Genomic DNA, 1243 nt, shown 5'->3' with positions numbered 1-1243 from the left:
GTGCTCGAGCCAAGCCCCAAAGCACCGGTAATGGCACTGGCAGCGCCCGAGGCTGCTCCACCCGTAACCGCCGTGACAGCCAATGCCACGAGAGCCGCACCGGCTTCTGTCAGCCCTTGGGCTTTATAATCCCAGTCTTTAAATTCAGCCTTAACTGCTTGCCAATCCACTTGCTTGGATAATTCTGGATCATCACGCAGTTGCTTGATCCATGCTAAGCCTGGGGAGCGAGATAATTGCTCAAGGGATTTGTCTAAATCACCGGTTGCCTGATACTCAACAACAAAGCCATCACCCGCATCAAGCTTTATGCCACCCTTAGCATCTATGGTGACATGCTCGATGGTCTCCTTAAGGTAACCTTTATCGCTCTCACTCCACCACACAAGGTTTTCATTACGCTGATAAACGTCCTTAAAATCTTGATCCTTGTTGGTCAGAAACTTGATTTTTCCCGTATCTGATGCCAAATGCGTCTGACCACCACTTGATAGCCCTGCCGCATCAAGCGTGAGATCCCCATTTTGCGCATGCATGGAGAGGTTGCCCTCTGTTTCTATCGTGGTTTTGTTTGTAGTAACTTCTGTTGATTGTTGACGAAACTTATTCTTTTGCTTCGATTTGTCGCCTTCTTTGCCCCTCAGATCCAAATCAAAACTGTTAAAATCTTGCTCTGAAATCGCGTTGAGAGCGCCACCACTGGTGAAATCCCCATTGCCCTTGGCTTTAAACTTTCCCCCAAGGTTAAGTTCACCACCTGTGACAATGGTCAAATCTCCATCACTGTTGACTTCTGTCAAACGGTGCTCACTGCTTTGGGCGTTATAATGCCCTTTTTCCAATGTCTCCTTATGGTCACTCTCTAGCACTAATGAACCAAACGTAGCAGAACCATCGACAATCACCGTCATCGGACCGCCACTGCTCCATTGGCCACCAGTCATGCTTAAATCGCCAAGGGAGTGAATGTTTAAATCCTGTATAGAAATGATTTGAGCCTGCTGCCCACTGCGATCAACAAAACCATATTCATTCGTGTCACGGATTTTTGCAGTCCCATCAATGATTGTCTTCGCATTGAGGGTGATGATATCCCCCAGAATAACACCGGAAGAATTGGCTAAAAGATCGCCACTGCTGAGATCTACAGCACCGCTGCCAAGCAAAAAACCACCATCATTAAACAAAGTTTGCGTAGTCGAAACATGCAATGCACCATTACTTGATATGGTGCCGCTATTGG

General features: G+C 47.2%; 1 protein-coding gene. It reads right to left on the bottom strand.

Features of this window, described 5'->3' with window-relative positions:
• Positions 1-1243, bottom strand: a 1243-nt coding sequence (locus tag ACFIMP_RS09705) for a hemagglutinin repeat-containing protein (protein ID WP_375686334.1), incomplete at both ends; no start/stop codon positions are given.

Origin of the sequence: Bartonella sp. AP65SXKL (genome assembly GCF_042195725.1) — a bacterium.
Taxonomy (GTDB): Bacteria; Pseudomonadota; Alphaproteobacteria; order Rhizobiales; family Rhizobiaceae; genus Bartonella.
This window is presented reverse-complemented; position numbering and strand designations above follow the sequence as displayed.